Below are 15,142 nucleotides of genomic sequence, written 5' to 3' on the forward strand. Positions count from 1 at the left end.
TTTAACCTTGGGAAGAAGTTACCTTAATTAAAAATTTTCTACATTTGAATCGACGTAAAAATAGGAAAATTTTAAGTCGATTTGTTTCCGTGACAAAGTAATAAAAACTATTCATTTTTAGCGCAAGAAAAATACAAAATGTTTCTCGAAAATACAGTAAATCATAAAGAACAATTTGGTTGGATTGAAGTCATCTGCGGTTCGATGTTTTCGGGTAAAACCGAAGAGCTCATCCGAAGATTGAAAAGAGCTCAATTTGCCAAACAAAAAGTGGAAATTTTCAAGCCTTCGATCGATACGCGTTACGATGAAGAAATGGTAGTTTCGCACAACAAAAACGAAATCCGCTCTTCGCCTGTCCCGGCAGCGGCCAATATTAGAATATTAGCGCAAGGTTGTGACGTTGTTGGTATTGATGAAGCCCAGTTTTTTGATGATGAAATTGTGGCGGTTTGCAATGACTTAGCAAACTCCGGCATTCGAGTGATTGTAGCTGGATTAGATATGGATTTTAAAGGGAATCCTTTCGGACCAATGCCTGCCCTAATGGCAACTGCCGAATATGTTACCAAGGTTCATGCGGTTTGTACACGCACCGGAAACTTAGCGCATTATAGTTTTAGGAAAAATGACAACGATAAATTAGTCATGCTAGGCGAAACCGAGGAATATGAACCGTTGAGCCGGGCAGCCTACTTTAATGCCATGAGGCAAAACATGATTGTAAAAGATCCTGAACATTTATCAGACGAAAAATAAATCCTATTCTTGATACTAACCATCCGAAATATTGTTCCAATCATAAAAGCCCAGTGGGTTGGACAAAATAATACTGCTATTGTTGAATATATTTCCATTGATAGTCGCTCCTTACAAAATGATGAGAATACATTGTTCTTTGCCATTTCAGGACCAAATCATGATGGGCATTCCTATATAGGAGAACTTATTCAGAAAGGCGTCCAACATTTTGTGGTAACTAAAATTCCTTCAACTGTTTCTGGAACCCGAGGCAACGCCGAACTGAGCGAAGCTAAAGCTGATTTTTTAGTTGTTGAAAATACACTTGATGCATTACAGAAATTTGCGGCATTTTATCGCAGTCAATTTGATTTTCCAATTATCGGAATTACTGGAAGCAACGGAAAAACAATCATCAAAGAATGGCTGAATTTTCTTTTGAGCCCGGATTACAATATTATTCGAAGTCCAAAAAGTTACAACTCACAAGTTGGTGTTCCGCTTTCGATTTTGGGTATTAATGAAAAACATAATTTAGGCATATTTGAAGCAGGAATTTCGCAGACGAATGAAATGGAAAAACTGCAGAAAATTATTCAACCAACGATTGGGATTTTATCCAACATTGGCTCGGCTCACGATGAAGGATTCAGTAGCGTGGCCGAAAAAATTAAAGAAAAATTAAAACTTTTTGTTTCGGTAAATGTGTTGATTTTGAATAAAAACAAAACCATCTGCGCTTTTGTTAATCCAAAAATAAAACTATTTAGCTGGTGCTCTGACGATAAAAGTGCTGATGTTTTTATTACCAAAAAAAATATAGGCGAACTAACCGAATTACAAGTTACGTATAGAGAAGATACTTTCCCAATTACGATTCCGTTTCAGGACCAGGCTTCGGTGGAAAACGCCATTCATTGCATGATGGTGATGTTGTATTTTGGTTACAACCAGAAAGTAATTCAAACAAGAATGGCCCATCTGTATCCGGTAGAAATGCGCTTGAAAGTGAAAAACGGTATTTACAATTGCACACTTATAGACGACAGTTACAGTTCCGATTTTCAATCGCTAAAAATTGCGTTGGACTTTTTGGAAAATCAAAAGCAACACAAAAAGAAAACCATTATTCTTTCGGATATTTTTCAGAGCGGTTTGAGCAATGAAGCGTTATATTCTCAAGTTTCTCAGTTAATTATTTCGAATAAAATAAGCCGTGTGATTGGCATTGGCGAAACTATTTCGCAGTTTAAAAATAAGTTCATCAATTGTGATACATTTAAAAATGTAGCCGAATTTACGAACGCTTTTGACAATCTGAATTTTGAAAATGAAACCATATTAATTAAAGGGGCGCGCGATTTTAATTTTGAAAGAATTGTTTCAATCCTAGAAGAGAAAACACATGAAACTGTTTTAGAAATTAATCTCAACGCTATAGGTCACAATCTGAGTTTTTTCAAATCGAAGTTAAAGCCAAAAACCAAAATGATGGTGATGGTCAAAGCATTTGGCTACGGAAATGGTGGTTTTGAAATTGCAAAATTACTCGAGCATCACAAAGTAGATTATCTTGGTGTGGCTTTCGCCGATGAAGGAATTTCGCTGAAAAATGCCGGAATTACAGTTCCGATTATGGTTTTAAATCCAGAAACGACAAGTTTTGCTGCTATTATTCAGCATCATTTAGAGCCGGAAATTTATTCGATAAAAGGATTAAAAGCTTTTTTGAAAATTGCCGAACAAAGGAAATTAAAGCATTTTCCAATTCATATTAAAATTGATACCGGAATGCATCGTTTGGGTTTTGAGGAAGAAAATCTGGAAGATTTAATTCAAATTCTAAAAGGAAACGAAACCGTACAAATTAAAAGTATCTTATCGCACATGGCAACCAGTGACGATTTGAAACAGGATGCGTTTTCGAAATCTCAAATTGCCTTATTTGAAAAATTGTCTTCACAGCTGCAAACGGAATTAAACATAAAACCTATTCGACATATTTTAAACACTTCCGGTATTACCAATTATCCCGAAGCACAATATGATATGGTTCGATTAGGCATTGGTTTATATGGAATTTCCAATGATACGGATGAACAAAAAGAACTGGAAAATGTAGGCACTTTAAAATCGGTTATTTCTCAAATCAGAACTATCTCCGCAAACGAAAGCGTAGGTTATGGACGAAGATTTATCGCAGAAAAAGAAACTATAATTGCTACAATTCCGATTGGCTATGCTGATGGCATTCGCAGAAGTTGGGGTAACGGTGTTGGTTATGTCGTGATTAATCAAAAACAAGCCAAAATTGTAGGCAGCGTTTGCATGGATATGTTGATGGTTGATGTCACCGCCATTGATTGCAAGGAAGGAAATACAGTAATTATTTTTGGTGAAAACCCAACTGTGAATTTTATGGCGAAACAATTAAACACGATTGCTTATGAAATTTTGACCAGCATTTCGCAACGTGTCAAAAGAGTTTTTTTTAGAGAATAATAACAAACTGTTAAAAATTTTATTACTTTAGTCTCACTAACCAATAAACCAAAATAATTATGTTGAAAGAATTTAAGAGTTTTATTATGACGGGTAACGTGATTGAATTCGCAGTTGCCGTAATCATGGCTGGCGCCGTTGGTGCCGTAGTAAACGGTTTTGTTGCAGATATAGCAATGCCTTTAGTTGGAATGTTAACTGGAGGAATGGATTTTTCTGCACTAAAATATGTTTTATCACCAGAAGTTAAAGATGCAGCCGGTGCTGTCACTTCTCCCGAAAACGCAGTTAGATATGGTGCTTGGATTAATTCCATCATCAGTTTAGTTGTGATTGGTTTTGTAATGTTTATGATTATAAGAGCATACAACAAAACTAAAAAACCAGTTGAAGCTCCAGCTCCAGCGGGACCAACTCAAGAAGAATTACTTACACAAATTAGAGATTTGTTAAAAAAATAATACCGCTACATTATATATTCTAATCAAACCGCTTCTTAATTGAGGCGGTTTTCTTTTCAGGAGCACAGCATTTTTCTTATTCAGGACATTCACTCCCGCTATCCGCTACATCTTTTTTTTCAAAAAAGGATACCGCTCCTATCGGGGCTAGAATTCGCGTTTTCTGGTTTTCAGGATATTACTTTCTGCTTTCTTTCTTCTATTTTCTTTCTTCTATATTCTATTATCTTTTTTCTACATACTTTTGTATTTCAAAAATTTATAAATCGATAAACATAAAAATATGAAAGTTGCTGTTGTTGGCGCAACCGGAATGGTTGGAGAAGTAATGCTTAAAGTTTTAGCCGAAAGAAATTTTCCGGTAACGGAATTGATTCCTGTTGCTTCTGAAAAATCTGTTGGAAAAGAAATTGAATTCAAAGGGAAAAAATATAAAGTGGTTGGTCTTCAAACCGCTGTTGACATGAAAGCGGATATCGCTTTGTTTTCGGCTGGTGGTGAAACGTCCTTAGCTTGGGCACCAAAATTCGCCGAAGCCGGAACTACAGTTATTGACAACTCTTCAGCATGGCGAATGGATCCAACTAAAAAATTGGTAGTTCCTGAAATCAACGCGTCTGAATTAACTAAGGAAGACAAAATCATAGCCAATCCAAACTGTTCAACTATTCAAATGGTGATGGTTTTAGCACCATTGCATAAAAAATACAACATCAAACGTGTAATAGTTTCTACTTACCAATCTATCACAGGAACCGGAGTAAAAGCCGTAAAACAATTGGAAAATGAGTATGCTGGTGTTCAGGGTGAAATGGCGTATAAATACCAAATTCACAGAAATGCTATTCCACAATGCGATAGTTTTGAAGATAATGGTTACACCAAAGAAGAAATGAAATTGGTGCGCGAAACTCAAAAAATTATTGGCGATAAATCCATCGCTGTTACAGCAACTGCGATCAGAATTCCAGTTGTTGGCGGTCATAGTGAAGCCGTGAATGTAGAGTTTTCAATTGATTTTGATGTGAATGAAGTCCGCAACATTTTGCACCATACCGATGGCGTTACCGTTCAGGACAACAATGATACTTATACGTATCCGATGCCATTGTATGCTCAAGGAAAAGATGATGTTTTTGTAGGCAGAATTCGTCGTGACGAAAGTCAGCCAAACTCTTTAAACATGTGGATAGTATCAGACAATTTGAGAAAAGGTGCTGCTACAAATACGATTCAGATTGCGGAATATTTAGTGGCGAATAAATTACTTTAAATCTGATTTCCATTATTATTAAAATATAATTTAACCACATAGAATCATAGATTTTCAAAACTTTAAAAAGTAGCTTCGCTCTATTTCAGAACACAATAGCTATGTTTTAAAAATTTATTTTTCTATAAACGCTTTTTTCTATGTCTCTATGTGGTAAAAAGGACAACCGTTTGGTTTTGCAAATCATAAAATTTGTTAAAATCAAACGGTTTTTCTTTGGGCATAGTTTACATTTGCATCAATGAAAAAAAGGTTTCTCATAGTAAATTCAATCATGGGATTAGTGGTATTGCTGGCAATACTGTTTCAGTCTTTTGATGCTATGAGCCATTTGGAAAAACAATTTTCAGAAAAACACTGTTACCATAACTATCACCATCACAAAACCGAAATCACTCACGCGCACGATGGATTTGATCATTGTTTTACTTGTGAATTTACTTTTAGCAGTTTTGTTTCACCTTCTAAACTAACTTTTACTTCTCAAAAAGTTGAAGTCGTTACAAAATATTACTCTTATTATTCCAAAGAAATTACTCAATTTTTCCGAGGAAGTCTTTTCGCGCTGAGAGCACCACCAAGTTTTATTGTTTAAACAAATTTATCTGAACCGAAATAGCTTCGGTCAAGTATTTATTTATCAATAAAATTATTTTATGAAATCATTATATATTGCCCTATTGATGGGACTTTCGTTTGTTGCAACTGCGCAAAACAAAATCGTTGGAACGGTTTCCGACAAAGACAATAAAGCATTACCAAACGTTATCGTTTCCTTTCCTGAAATCCATAAGGAAACTATCACTGATTTTAGTGGAAACTATGTTTTAAGTAATTTACCAAATGGAACTTTCAAACTTACTTTTTCTTTTGTTGGCTATGCTACAAAACTAATTTCTGTAACTATTTCAGAAAAAGAGATTACTCAAAATATAACTTTAGAAGACAATATTATCCACATGGATGAAGTCATTGTTTCCACTGCTTTCAATAAATTACAATCGCAAAACGTGATGAAAGTGGAACACGAAAGTGTAAAATCATTACAACAAAAAGGAGCCGCAACACTAGTTGAAGGTTTGGCAACCATTCCTGGAGTTTCTCAAGTTTCAACTGGAACTTCGATTGGAAAGCCTGTCATTCGTGGGTTGAGCGGCAATCGTGTTTTGGTGTATTCACAAGGCGTTCGGTTGGAAAATCAACAATTTGGTGAAGAACACGGTTTGGGTTTAAACGATGCCGGAGTTGAGAGTGTGGAAGTCATCAAAGGTCCGGCTTCTTTGCTTTATGGCTCTGATGCTTTGGGTGGCGTTTTATATTTCAATCCCGAAAAATTTGCAAATTCAAAAGAATTCAAAGCCGATTTTAGTCAACGCTTGTTTTCGAATACTTTAGGAAGTAATACTTCTTTGGGTTTAAAAACATCTACCGAAAACTGGAAATTTTTAGCACGTGGAAGTTTCAATTCGCATGCCGATTATCAAATTGCTGATGGTGACAGAGTAACCAATACGCGTTACAACGAAACCGATTTGAAAGCCGGAATAGGTTATAGCAACTCTAGCTTTTCAAGTGTGCTTCGTTATAATTTCAACAAGTTGGATTTAGGAATTCCGGAAAACGGAATAGATGAACAATCTACCAGCCATTCCACTACTTATCCTAAACAAGCGGTTGACAATCATATTTTGAGCCTGCACAATAATTTCTATTTCAAGAACTCAAAACTCGATGCTGATTTAGGTTATATTTTCAATGACCGAAGCGAATTTGAAGACAGCAACGTGGCTTCACTACATATGAAATTGAGAACATTCAATTATGACTTGAAATATTATTTACCTAAAATGGGCAAAGTAGAAACTATTGTTGGTATTCAGGGAATGCATCAAACCAATAGAAATTTAGGTACAGCATTATTGATTCCGGATGCAAAAACAAATGATTTTGGCATTTTTGGAACGGCTAATTATGAATTCGGCAAAAATGTATTACAGGCCGGACTTCGTTTTGACAACCGAAAAGTTTCGAGTGAAACTCATGAAATTATTGGGCAAGAAGGTTATTTCGAAAGTGTTGATAAAAGTTTTGACAGCTTTAATGCATCATTAGGCTACAAAACCCATTTGGCTGATGATTTAACATTGCGTTTGAATGTCGCTTCTGGTTTTCGTGCACCAAATTTGGCAGAATTGACTTCAAATGGTGTACACGAAGGAAGTAATCGTTATGAAATAGGAAATGCCAATTTAAAAAACGAACAAAATGTGCAAACCGATTTGAATTTGGAATACAAAAGCTCGCATTTTGAGTTGTTTGCCAATGGTTTTTACAATCATATCAATAACTACATTTTTATTTCTCCGAATGGAAACGTAATTGACGGCAACAATGTTTATGACTATGTTCAGGCGAATGCCAAATTATATGGTGGCGAAGCCGGAATTCATTTTCACCCGCATCCTTTAGATTGGTTGCATTTTACGAGTAGTTTTGAAACGGTTATTGGAAAAAAAGACAATGGAAGTAATCTGCCACTAATTCCGACCAACAAATGGAACAATACTTTTAAAGGAGAATTTGAAATGAAAAATTGGTTGAAAGAAGGTTTTGCGACTTTGAATATTGAAAGCACTTTTGCACAAAACAACAACAGCGAATTTGAAACCAGAACTAACGGTTATACATTGGTAAATTTAGGTTTAGGTGGAAAGATTATTATTAATAAGGCTACTTTCAACTTCAATTTAAATGCTAACAATGTATTTGATAAAACATATGTCTCACATTTATCGCGATTAAAGACTGATGGGATTCCAAATATTGGAAGGAATATTATTCTGGGAATTAATTTTTATATATAAAATATTGTTTTATATATTAATAAAATTGTTCATAATTATGTGATGTTTTAAGTAATAAAGCGTTTTTTTTGTAAAATTTTAGTATTATTTTTACTATATTATAAATTCAAAAAATATTTTTATGAATTCAATGTTTACTTTAACAGTTAGAGTTTCACTTGGTTTGGCACTCGTTGTATTTGGGGCCAATATGATTTATCCTTTTTTACCTATGGACCATCCAGATACAAATACAGCCGCTGGGCAATTTATGAATTCACTAGGTGCTACTGGTTATATTTTCCCTGTTGTTGGCTTTTTAGAAGTAATTATTGGGGCTATGCTATTACTAAAAAAATGGGTGGCTTTTGCACTAATTTTGTTGGCCCCTATTTCCATTAACATATTATTATTCCATTTATTTTTGGATATCCCAGGATTGTCGATTGCTGTTTTGGTTGTTGTTTTCAATATAATTTTAATATTCAAACATTGGCAACAATACAGACCTTTATTTTACTAAAAGTATTTTGATATAAAAATAAAAAACGTCCCGATAGTTTGGGACGTTTTCTTTAATAATCAATCTTTCCAATTTGTCGCATCACTCTCATGATTTTATCTTTTCGCCTATCAATATAGGAAGAGGAATTTGTTGCCTTGAATTTTCTAGGATTGGGTAAAATTGCCGCAATTCCTGCAGCTTCTCTCGACGTCAAATTTTTTGCCGGTTTTCTATACCAATGTCTTGCTGCTTCTTGTGCGCCATAAACGCCATTACCCATTTCTATGCTATTCAGGTAAACTTCCATGATACGTTCTTTTCCCCAAATTAGTTCAATTAATACTGTAAAATAAGCTTCCAATCCTTTGCGAACATAACTTCTCCCTTGCCAAAGAAAAACATTTTTGGCTGTTTGTTGTGATATTGTGCTTCCGCCTTTTAGTCTTCTTCCTTTATTGTTATTTTTAAAAGCCTTCTGCATGGCTTTAAAATCGAAACCGCTGTGCTTTAAAAAATTACCGTCTTCACTCGCAATGACTGCTTTTTGAAGACTTGGAGAAATCTGTTCTAATGGAACCCATTTGTGACTATAAATAGCATCATCCCCATCTAACTTAAATTCAATAATCCTAGTAATCATCAATGGGGTAAACGGAATTGGAACCCATTTAAATAGAATGACTGATAAAATGGAAAGTCCAAAAAACCAAAGCATCGCTTTCCAAATCCAACGAGAAATTTTTCTTATCATCTTTTATTTTACTAAATCAGCTAATTCCTGACCAATCAAACTTCCTATGGCAACTCCCATTCCGCCTAATCTAACGCCGCAATAAACATGTTCCGATAATTGTTCTACAATCGGTTTTTTGGTCGAGCCTAATCCCATAATACCACTCCAACGATGCGCAATTTTATAATCGGTGTTTGGTAAAATTACTTCTTTTAATAATTCTTCCAAACGATTTTGAATTAAATCTGTCTGACCAAGTTCTGTCGTGGTTTCTGCTTCAAATGCTAAATTTCTTCCACCGCCAAGCAAAATTCTATTGTCAATATTTCGGAAATAATAGTAGCCTTTATCCAAATGAAAGGTTCCCTTAATATCCAGATTTGGAATTGGTTCCGTAATCAAAACCTGTGCTCTTGCTGGTTTTACCTGATTGTTGGTTAATTTTGCTGCAAAACCATTGGTAGCAAATAACAACTTTTTGGTTGTAAAACTAAAAGCTCCTATAGCTACTTCCACTTTGCTCTGATTTTCTGCATAAGAAGTTACCTCAACTTGGTTCAGAATTAAAATATTATTTGCAATTGCTTTTTGCAACAAGGCATTCATCATTTTTCCGGTATCAATTTGGGCTTCAAACGGATTGTAAACAACGTTTTTTCGTATGCCTTCAAAAGCAAAACGATCCACTTCTTTTGCAAAAACATCATTCTTAAAAAGTGGTTTTAATAAATCATTAATAAAAGGTAGTTTTTGCAAACAATCATTATAAGTGTCTTCATCATCTTTAAGAAACAATTCATAGCCGCCATAAGGTTTGAAATCTATAGTTTCATCACCTAAATTTTTTCGCAACAATTGCATTCCATTCCATCTTTTTGAAATAAGCTGAATAACTTCTTCTTCACTATGTGATTTCAAATCATCAATAATTTCCGAAAGGCTTCCAAAACAGGCAAAACCTGCATTTTTTGTACTTGCGCCTTGAGGCAACATTCCTTTTTCTAAAATCAATATTTTACTTTCAGGAAATTTTTCTCGCAATGACAAAGCGCAGTGTAGCCCTACGATTCCGCTACCAACAATGGTGAAGTCTATATTTGTAAACCAAGTTTTGAGTTCCCAATAACTAAGATTCATTCTTTATTTTTTTCTAAAATTAAATTTTTCAAATACAACTTAAAACAAAATCTTGAAATTTTATCATTTTCATACGAATTATACTTGTTTTTTAATGATGTGGCAACTATTATTGGTGTAGATTGTCGATTTGTAAATATTTTTATTAATTATTGCGTTTACTTATTAAAAATAATTCTATTTTTGGACGCTATATTTAATCAAAACAATTGAATTATGAAATTTAAATTACTCATTGTTACTTTGTTAACAATAACAAGCGTGGCTTTTTCTCAAAACAAAACCACAATTTGGAATGCCACCACTAAGAAAAATAACATGGTTGCACTCGATTCGAGAATGCGACTACCTGAAAACAACCTTTTCAACTTGAACCTATTAAGTCTGAAAACAAATTTAAACAATGCGCCTGCAAGAAGGGCAAATAGTAAAGATTCGAACACCATAGTATCTATTCCTAATGCGGATGGCGTTTTAGAAAGATATCGTGTTTACGAAAATTCTAATATGGATCCTGCATTAGCTGCGAGATATCCACAAATTAAATCCTATATGGGAGTTGGAATTGACAATCCGTCTGCGACGGCTTATTTCAGTGTTTCTCCACTAGGATTCAAATCAATGGTGCTTTCTCCTGATAAATCTGCTGTATTTATTGAGCCTATTTCTGCTGATTTAGGAACATATACCGTTTATAGAAAATCAGATAAAGCGCAATCACTTACTCCCTTCGAGTGTAGTGTTATTGACGAAGTTGCTCCACAAATCGATGCAATGGCACGACCTAATGCTGATGATGCCGTGCTAAGAACATTCCGTTTAGCTATGTCTTGTACAGGAGAATACACTACTTATTTTGGCGGTACAAAAGCTTTAGCTTTAGCAGCCATCAATAACTCTATCACTAGATGTAATGGTGTTTTTGAAAAAGATTTTGGTGCTCGTTTGATTATTATTGCAAACACAGACTTAGTTATTTATACTAGCGCATCAACAGATCCATATTCTGCTTCTTCAAGTATGTCACAATGGAATTCTCAATTGCAATCAACATTAACATCTGTTATCGGAGAAGCTAATTATGACATTGGTCACTTATTTGGCGCTACCGGTGGTGGTGGAAATGCAGGTTGTATTGGTTGTATTTGTTCAAGTGGAAAAGGAAGCGGAATCACTTCTCCGGCTGACGGAATTCCATCAGGAGATAATTTTGACATCGATTATGTAGCCCATGAAATTGGACACCAAATGGGAGCTAACCACACATTTACTCAAAGCAATGAAGGAACTGGAGTTCAAATGGAACCAGGCTCAGGTTCAACTATTATGGGTTATGCCGGTATTACTTCTTTAGATGTACAACCGCATTCTGATGCTTATTTTCATGCAATTAGTATCCAACAAGTAACAAATAATTTAAAAGCTAAAACCTGTTCTGTAAATATCGCAACAGGAAATGCTGTACCTACTGCTTCTGCAGGATTAGATTATACAATTCCAAAAAGTACTCCATTCTTGTTAACCGCTGTCGGAACAGACGCTAATGGTGACGCCCTTACTTACAACTGGGAAGAAATGGATAATCAAACTACGTCTGCAGCACCTAGTGCTACTAAAACTACAGGAGTAAACTTTAGATCTTATAACTCTACTACTTCTCCAACAAGATATTTCCCGAGAATGGCTTCTGTTCTAACTGGTGCCACAACAACAGCAGGAAGCGAACTTACTGTAGAATCTTTATCTTCTGTAGCAAGATCGTTAAACTTCAGAGTAACTGTTCGTGATAACAGAGCTGGCGGACCAGCGAATAATAGTGATGACATGATTGTTACTGTTAACGCAACCGCTGGACCATTTACTGTAAGTTCTCCAAACACAGCAGTTTCTTACGTTGGTGGAAGTACTCAAACAGTAACTTGGAATGTTGCTGGAACAACAGCAAATAATGTAAATTGTGCCAATGTTGACATCTTGATCTCAACAAATGCCGGTACATCTTGGACTACTTTATTAGCGGCTACGCCAAATGACGGGACACAAGCTGTTACCATTCCAAATACTCCAGGAACAACTAATAGAATTATGGTAAAAGGAACGAATCATATTTTCTTTGACGTTTCAAATACTAACTTCACTATTACTGCTGGTTCTGCTCCTGATACAACAGCTCCAACAGCTCCTACATTATCAGCATCTGGAACAACAGAAACTACAACAAATTTATCTTGGTCCGGCGCAACAGATAACGTTGCTGTAACCGGATATGATATATATAAAGATGACGTTCTATTAGGTTCAACTGCTTCAACATCTTATAGTGTAACTGGTTTGACAAATTCAACAACCTATTTATTTACTGTAAAAGCTAAAGATGCTGCAGGAAATGCTTCTGTTGCCAGCAATGGGGTTAGTGTAACAACTTTAACTCCGACTCCGGATACAACAGCTCCAACCGCTCCAACATTAACAGCTTCGGGAACAACTTTGACATCAACCAATTTATCATGGTCTGGTGCAACTGACAACGTTGCCGTAACAGGTTATGATGTTTATAAAGATGGTGTATTTTTAGCTTCGACTGCAACTACAACTTATGCTGCTACTGGTTTATCATCTTCAACTGCTTATGCATTTTATGTTCAAGCAAAAGATGCCGCAGGAAATGTTTCAGTTGCTAGTAACACAGTTAACGTAACTACATTAACTCCAGATACTACTGCTCCGACTGCCGCAACATTAACTGCCTCTGGAACTACAACTACAGCTACTAATTTATCTTGGTCTGGTGCTGCTGATAACGTTGCCGTGACGGGTTATGATGTTTATAAAGGTGGTGTACTTTTAGCTTCAACAACTTCGGCTACGACTTATGCTATAACCGGTTTATCTGCTTCAACATTATATACATTCACTGTTAGAGCTAAAGATGCTGCTGGAAATGTTTCTGCAGATAGTAATACGGTTAGTGTTACTACCCTTGCGGTAACTTTAACCTATTGTACTTCTCAAGGAAATAGTGTTGTGGATGAAAAAATTGGAAGAGTACAATTCGGAACAATTAACAATATTTCAACTGGAGGAACAGGTTATACCAATTTCACTGCTATTTCTACAAATGTTGTTAGAGGTTCTGCCAATACAATCACTATTACTCCAGCATGGACAAGTACTGTCTGGACAGAAGGTTATGCAGTATTTATAGATTATAATCAAGATGGAGATTTTGCTGATGCTGGTGAAACTGCTTTCACTAAAGCAACTTCTAAAACAACACCTGCTACAGGAACAATCACTATTCCTGCTACAGCTACACTGGGCTCAACACGAATGAGAGTTTCTATGAAATACAATGGAACTCCTACTTCTTGTGAAACATTCTCTTATGGTCAAGTAGAAGACTACACAGTAAACATTACTTCTTCTGCAAGAATAGACGAAACTAGTAGTGCTAGAATTTCATTTAACTTGTATCCAAATCCTGTAAAAGGTGATGTATTAAACATTGCTAACCTAGAATCTCAATCAACTTACAGAATTTTCAATATGATGGGACAAGAATTAGGGAGTGGTAAAATTGAAAACGAAAGTATTTATGTTGGTTCATTGAAAACCGGAACTTTCTTAATTGAAGTTTCTAATGGAACTTCAACTTTGACAAAACGTTTTATCAAAGAATAATTTTTTATAAAAAATAACAAAGCCATACTGAAAAGTGTGGCTTTTTTTATTAATTAATTTTGCTACTTTTGGCCTTTAAAAAATCAGCTGTAATAATGAAATCGAAGATTCACGAATACCAAAAAAACAAATATTTACGCATGAGTAATAGAATACTTTTTTTAACCGTTATCACAATGAGTATAACAGCAACAGCACAACAGGTTTTATCACCGGAAACTTTATGGAAACTTGGCAGAGTATCCGCTCTTGGAATTTCCAAAGACGGAAAATCAATTGTTTACAAAGTGTCAACACCGGTTGTTGAAGAAAACAAATCCAATTCTAAATTTTATAGTATACCTGTTACTGGCGGTAATGCTGTAGAAGTTCAAGAAACAGATACTAAAGATTTAATAGTAGACAAAAATGTTTCTCCAGATGGTAACTATATTTTGTTCAATCAGGAAGTTAAAACTGAAAATGTTTTAGGTAAAGACTTTTATCCGGAATTAGACAAATCGGAAGCACAAATTTACGACGGATTAGATTATCGTCATTGGGACACTTGGAATAACGGAACACACAATCATGTTTTTTATGCTCTAAATAAAGGAAGCAAAGTAACACCGATTGATATCATGAAAGGGGAACCATACGATTCACCACAAAAACCTTCTAGTGTAGATGAAGATTATATTTGGTCGCCAGATAGCAAAAGTATTATTTATGTTTCCAAAAAGAAATTCGGAACCGCTTATGCAATGTCAACTAATTCCGATTTGTATGAATTTAATATTGAAACAAAAGTTACAAAAAATTTAACCGAAAACAATCCAGGTTATGATACCTATCCTGCTTTTTCTCCAAATGGTGATTTGACTTGGTTGCAAATGAAACGTGATGGTTACGAAGCTGATAAAAACGACATTATTGTTAGTTTCAAAGGAATGAACATGAATTTGACTGCCAATTGGGATGGCTCAGTTGAAAGTTTTAAATGGAGTGTTGATGGTAAAAAAATCTATTTTACAGCAGCTGTTGATGGTACATTACAATTGTTTGAAGTTAATTTCCCGGGTTTAACTAAAATTGCTGTGACCGTAAAACAAGTTACTTCCGGCGATTTTGATGTTCATGATATTGTAGGTTTATCAGCAGACAATGTAATAGTTTCAAGAACTGATATGAATCACGCAACCGAAATTTATTCTTATAATCTTAAGAAAAAAACATTTACACAGCTTACCAAAACCAATGACGAAACCTATTCTAAATTGACTTTGC

11 protein-coding genes are annotated in these 15,142 nt (G+C 35.1%); 9 read left to right on the plus strand and 2 right to left on the minus strand.

The window, feature by feature from the left end:
* The first annotated feature begins 138 nt into the window (after window positions 1–138).
* The 7 genes from RMN97_RS11630 (at window position 139) to RMN97_RS11660 (ending at window position 8,343) form a co-directional block, all read left to right on the plus strand.
* On the plus strand, window positions 139–759 hold the full coding sequence (locus RMN97_RS11630; RefSeq protein ID WP_309614692.1) for a thymidine kinase: 621 nt from the start codon (window positions 139–141) through the stop codon (window positions 757–759).
* A 9-nt stretch (window positions 760–768) separates the two neighbouring features.
* Complete coding sequence (locus tag RMN97_RS11635) at window positions 769–3,243, plus strand: bifunctional UDP-N-acetylmuramoyl-tripeptide:D-alanyl-D-alanine ligase/alanine racemase (protein WP_309614693.1); 2,475 nt, start codon at window positions 769–771, stop codon at window positions 3,241–3,243.
* 59 nt (window positions 3,244–3,302) lie between these two features.
* Complete coding sequence (gene mscL, locus RMN97_RS11640; RefSeq protein ID WP_309614694.1) at window positions 3,303–3,704, plus strand: large conductance mechanosensitive channel protein MscL; 402 nt, start codon at window positions 3,303–3,305, stop codon at window positions 3,702–3,704.
* A 283-nt stretch (window positions 3,705–3,987) separates the two neighbouring features.
* On the plus strand, window positions 3,988–4,977 hold the full coding sequence (locus tag RMN97_RS11645; protein WP_309614695.1) for an aspartate-semialdehyde dehydrogenase: 990 nt from the start codon (window positions 3,988–3,990) through the stop codon (window positions 4,975–4,977).
* A gap of 241 nt (window positions 4,978–5,218) precedes the next feature.
* Window positions 5,219–5,572, plus strand: coding sequence for a hypothetical protein (locus RMN97_RS11650; protein ID WP_309614696.1), 354 nt, complete (start codon window positions 5,219–5,221; stop codon window positions 5,570–5,572).
* 61 nt (window positions 5,573–5,633) lie between these two features.
* Window positions 5,634–7,841, plus strand: coding sequence for a TonB-dependent receptor domain-containing protein (locus tag RMN97_RS11655; protein WP_309614697.1), 2,208 nt, complete (start codon window positions 5,634–5,636; stop codon window positions 7,839–7,841).
* A gap of 121 nt (window positions 7,842–7,962) precedes the next feature.
* Window positions 7,963–8,343, plus strand: a complete 381-nt coding sequence (locus RMN97_RS11660) for a DoxX protein (RefSeq protein WP_309614698.1) — start codon at window positions 7,963–7,965, stop codon at window positions 8,341–8,343.
* Window positions 8,344–8,395: 52 nt separating this feature from the next.
* Here RMN97_RS11660 and mtgA read toward each other — a convergent pair whose 3' ends face one another.
* Both mtgA and RMN97_RS11670 read right to left on the minus strand, forming a co-directional pair.
* Window positions 8,396–9,076 (minus strand): monofunctional biosynthetic peptidoglycan transglycosylase, encoded by a 681-nt coding sequence (gene mtgA, locus RMN97_RS11665; RefSeq protein WP_309614699.1) that lies wholly within the window; start codon window positions 9,074–9,076, stop codon window positions 8,396–8,398.
* Between the two features lie 3 nt (window positions 9,077–9,079).
* Window positions 9,080–10,195 carry an FAD-dependent oxidoreductase gene (locus RMN97_RS11670; protein WP_309614700.1) on the minus strand — a complete coding sequence of 372 codons (1,116 nt, stop codon included), beginning with the start codon at window positions 10,193–10,195 and terminating at the stop codon, window positions 9,080–9,082.
* A gap of 216 nt (window positions 10,196–10,411) precedes the next feature.
* Between RMN97_RS11670 and RMN97_RS11675 the strand changes: the two genes are divergently transcribed.
* Both RMN97_RS11675 and RMN97_RS11680 read left to right on the plus strand, forming a co-directional pair.
* Window positions 10,412–13,876 (plus strand): reprolysin-like metallopeptidase, encoded by a 3,465-nt coding sequence (locus tag RMN97_RS11675; RefSeq protein WP_309614701.1) that lies wholly within the window; start codon window positions 10,412–10,414, stop codon window positions 13,874–13,876.
* A 95-nt stretch (window positions 13,877–13,971) separates the two neighbouring features.
* On the plus strand, window positions 13,972–15,142 hold a 1,171-nt coding region (locus tag RMN97_RS11680), incomplete at its 3' end, for a TolB family protein (protein WP_409024893.1).

Source organism: Flavobacterium sp. (genome assembly GCF_031381455.1).
Classification (GTDB): Bacteria; Bacteroidota; Bacteroidia; order Flavobacteriales; family Flavobacteriaceae; genus Flavobacterium.

Excerpts from the sequence above, each read along its gene's own strand:
- mscL (WP_309614694.1), top strand. The coding sequence starts at position 3,303 with ATGTTGAAAGAATTTAAGAGTTTTATTATGACGGGTAACGTGATTGAA.
- RMN97_RS11660 (WP_309614698.1), top strand. The coding sequence starts at position 7,963 with ATGAATTCAATGTTTACTTTAACAGTTAGAGTTTCACTTGGTTTGGCA.
- mtgA (WP_309614699.1), bottom strand. The coding sequence starts at position 9,076 with ATGATAAGAAAAATTTCTCGTTGGATTTGGAAAGCGATGCTTTGGTTT.
- RMN97_RS11670 (WP_309614700.1), bottom strand. The coding sequence starts at position 10,195 with ATGAATCTTAGTTATTGGGAACTCAAAACTTGGTTTACAAATATAGAC.
- RMN97_RS11645 (WP_309614695.1), top strand. The coding sequence starts at position 3,988 with ATGAAAGTTGCTGTTGTTGGCGCAACCGGAATGGTTGGAGAAGTAATG.
- RMN97_RS11675 (WP_309614701.1), top strand. The coding sequence starts at position 10,412 with ATGAAATTTAAATTACTCATTGTTACTTTGTTAACAATAACAAGCGTG.
- RMN97_RS11650 (WP_309614696.1), top strand. The coding sequence starts at position 5,219 with ATGAAAAAAAGGTTTCTCATAGTAAATTCAATCATGGGATTAGTGGTA.
- RMN97_RS11655 (WP_309614697.1), top strand. The coding sequence starts at position 5,634 with ATGAAATCATTATATATTGCCCTATTGATGGGACTTTCGTTTGTTGCA.
- RMN97_RS11630 (WP_309614692.1), top strand. The coding sequence starts at position 139 with ATGTTTCTCGAAAATACAGTAAATCATAAAGAACAATTTGGTTGGATT.